This window comes from Streptomyces sp. NPDC059003 (genome assembly GCF_042740445.1).
Lineage (GTDB): Bacteria > Actinomycetota > Actinomycetes > Streptomycetales > Streptomycetaceae > Streptomyces.
This window is the reverse complement of sequence record NZ_JBHYJH010000376.1, coordinates 1-3,528: the sequence shown is the minus strand read 5'-3', so window position 1 is coordinate 3,528 and position 3,528 is coordinate 1. Positions and strand designations below refer to the sequence as shown.

General features: G+C 66.2%; 2 protein-coding genes and 1 pseudogene. All 3 read left to right on the top strand.

Annotation, left to right across the window (positions count from 1 at the left end; genetic code table 11):
* Positions 1-118 precede the first annotated feature (118 nt).
* Positions 119-990, top strand: a pseudogene (locus ACFWZ5_RS45650) (IS5 family transposase).
* A gap of 279 nt (positions 991-1,269) precedes the next feature.
* Positions 1,270-1,644 carry a transposase gene (locus ACFWZ5_RS45645; RefSeq protein WP_384893119.1) on the top strand — a complete coding sequence of 125 codons (375 nt, stop codon included), beginning with the start codon at positions 1,270-1,272 and terminating at the stop codon, positions 1,642-1,644.
* A 739-nt stretch (positions 1,645-2,383) separates the two neighbouring features.
* Positions 2,384-3,394: an aldo/keto reductase gene (locus ACFWZ5_RS45640; protein ID WP_384893117.1), complete on the top strand. Its 1,011-nt coding sequence runs from the start codon at positions 2,384-2,386 to the stop codon at positions 3,392-3,394.
* Positions 3,395-3,528: the final 134 nt, after the last annotated feature.

Sequence of the window (3,528 nt, the reverse complement as noted above, 5' to 3'; positions counted from 1 at the left end):
ATCATCGACCGCATCTGCCGCTACTGCACACGAATCTCCGGACCGGCTCACTAGGTAGGGCCTGTTATAGGTAGGGCCTGTTACGAAAGTTAATCTTGATCGTCGATGATCATGTCCTGTGGGACGTGGGGATCTGACGAACGGCCAGTGGGCCCGGCTTGAGCCGCTGTTGCCGCAGGGCATCAAGTCGGGGCGTCCGCCGGTGGGGACGCGGCGGCAGCTGACAGGCGGCATACGGTGGCGGACCCGGACCGGTGCTCCCTGGCGGGACGTGCCGGAACGCTACGGGCCGTGGGGCCGGGTCTATGACCTGTTCCGGCGCTGGCAGCGCGATGGCACCTGGGCCCGGGTCGTATCTCAGCTGCAGGCCGAGGCGGACGCCAAGGGTCTGATCACCTGGGATGTGAACGTCGGCTCCACGGTCTGCCGGGCCTACCAGCACGCGGCTGGCCCGGTGAAATGGGGGGATCTCCAGAAGGAACCGCCCGGGCGGCGGGATCACCGTCGAGCCGGGCGACCACGGACTCGGACGCTCCCGGGGCGGCCTGACCAGCAAGATCCACCTCGCCGTCGAGCAGGGGCAGAAGCCGCTATCGGTAGTGATCACTGCCGGACAGCGGGGCATTCGCCGCAGTTCGAGCCGGTCCTGGAAGCGGTCCGGGTGCCCCGGCTCGGACTCGGCAGGCCGCGCAAGCGGCCGGTCCGGGTCCGGGCCGACAAGGCGTACGACTCCCGCAGCAATCGCGACTGCCTGCGCAGACGCGGGACCAAGGCCACGATCCCGGTCCCGCCGGACCGCGTCCGCAACCGCCTCAAGCGCGGATCGCGAGGCGGACGGCCGCCCAAGTTCGACAAGGACGACTACAAGCAGCAGCACGCGGTCGAGTGTGGGATCAACCGTCTCAAACGCCACCGGGCTGTAGCCACGAGGTACGACTGTGAGCGGTCCGCTACGAGGCCCCCGTGCTGGTAGCAGTCCTCAACGAGTAGCTGTGACCAGCACTTTCACAACAGACCCTAGCGGGTGGCGTTCTTCGGTGCAGTCTCCAGCGTCCGCCTCCCCACCGCCGCGACCTGCTGCTCGACCGGGCCCGCCAGCGTCCCACCGCATGCGGAGCCGAACCCACCCCTGCAGTGCGGCCGGTCCTCATCCGACAGAATCAACTCGGCCTTCAGCCACCCGGTCCGCGCCATCCGACAAGCGGGCTTTGTTCCTTGGTTTTGGGCGGACGAGGCGCTGGATGCTGAGGATCTGAGAACGGACATCTCGTGATCGTGAAGAGCTTTCCGCCCCGGTTCAGGAAGGCGGACGCGGTCGCGCTGTACCAGTCGCGGCCCGAGGTGACGATCGGGCAGGTCGCTGCCGAGCTGGGGCTCAGTGCGGAGACCCTGCGGAACTGGGTCCGGGCTGCTGGTGCGAGCCGGCCCCGGGGTCGTCGGCCGAGCCGTCGGCGGGTCACAGAAGAACCCCCGCACCCGCAAGGAAATCACCAACGGGCGTCCCGCAACCGGGCGTTCGGCCAGGCGGCGCCAGTAGCGGAAGTGCACGCGGCGTCCCGGAGTGCCGCAGCTCGGGCATTTCAGTGGGTGTCCGCAGGCGGCCGCCTCGACAACGAGCCCTTCAGCGGCGGCGTCCACCTGTGACCTGCACATCGATCCCGGGAAAACGGTTTCGCCCATCGGTTGAGTGATCACCAGGCGGGTTCCCAGATGCGGAGGAGGTCGAGTTGGGTGGCGGTCTCCAGTACCTCGGGGAAGACCTTGAGCGATCCTCGCTAGCGGTCGGGGAGGATATTCCAGTTCTCCAGGTGGCCGATGCGGCGTTCGACAGCTGAGCGGGTCGAGGAGTGGGCGTGGTTACTGGTCTCCTCGGCCTTGGCGGAGGTGGCAACCGGGTCGCAATCTTGTACGGGGTGATCAAGTTCAGGCCCTGGTAGCCCTCGTCTCCGGGCTTGGGGTGTCGGCGGATCTTGTCCTCGATGCGGAGCCCTCGTACGCGTCGTGGCGGGCGCGCAGCGGAGTGCCGACGGTCTGGGGCTTTCCCCGGGTGTTCGCAACGGCCTGAACATTGTGCCCGCTGGCCTGGTGCTTCTTGGAGAACAGGCGCTCTCAACCCAGCCACACGACGGAAGCGCATCAGTCCCCCGCGCCCGTGTCAGTAGTGACAACTCGCACGCCACGCCGAGGGGACCGATCCCGAGCCCAATGATCAGACCGACAACATCCGCCCGGAGTCCTGAAAAGCCTCCGGGAAACAGCACATCCTTGATCGACACGACCCCTATACCGGGGCAATCCCCACGAGAAATGTTCCCGCACTCGCGCGTCCACGTGAGAATTCACGGGATCGTGGCCTGAACCTAAAAACGCGACCGCTCACACAGTGGGAGTTCTCGTGTCCTTCTCCTCCCGGCCACCCGGAATCCACCCTACGACTCACCGACGCAGCGGGCGCAGCGGACTACGCCTATCTGCACTCGGCCTCAACCTCGGAAACGGCCTGAGCCCCGACCGTCCCGACCCCGTGACGGACCATGCCCTCGACCTGGGAATCACCCACTTCGATATCTCCTCCCGCACAGGCACGCACCACCTGCCCGAAAAGGGAATCGGGTGCCTTCTCCCCTGGCATGGCCGACGGGACGAGATGGTGATCTCCCTGCGCTCCGGACCCGCCACTGGCCCCTTGGCAGGCTTCGGATCACGCAAACAGATACTCTCTGGCCTCGACAGCACGCTACGCCGTACCGGCCTCACCTACGTCGATATCCTATACGCACACCGCCTAGACCCGGAGACCCCCCTGGAAGAGTCTATGGGAGCTCTAGCTGCCGCCGTCCAGCAGGGCAAAGCCCTCTATACAGGGCTATCGGCCTTCCCTCTTTCTGCGGTACGCCCGGCCGCCAAACTGCTGTCCCAGTCCGGTACCCCTTGCACTGTGTACCAGGGGTCCTATTCACTGCTGGATCGGAGGGCTGAGAAAGGCCTGCTCGACGTTCTGCACAACCTCGGCATCGGATTTGTCGCCGGGGCACCCCTCGCCCAAGGTCGACTCTCCACTGCGCGACGGCAGGAGCAGCAGCCATATCCGGACACGCATCCTGCACTGCCTGGTCTTGAGCACATCGCGGCCGGTCGCCGCCAGTCACTCGACCAACTGGCCCTCAGCTGGTGTCTGCGCGCTCCTACCGTCACCTCGGCGCTGGTGACCACCTCACGGCTGGATCACCTGCTGTCAGCCCATCAAACAGTGCACCATGCCCGGTTGTCGCCCGCCGAACTCGCCGCCCTGGATGCCTGTTGTCCTCCAGTACAGCCCACAGAACCGCGGGCGGGGGCTTGCAAAGCTTTCGGTGTAACTGGTGGGGTTGTTGAGTCAGATGTTGGCTGCTGAGAGGCGTCCGTCGAAGGCGATGTCAAACGCCTGCAGAGCCCGCTTCCAGCGGGTGGTTCACCGCTTGCGGCCCTTCCCGGGTCGGATCCAGGCTCATGACGGCGAGGCAGACGCACTTCAACGCGGCGGCCTGC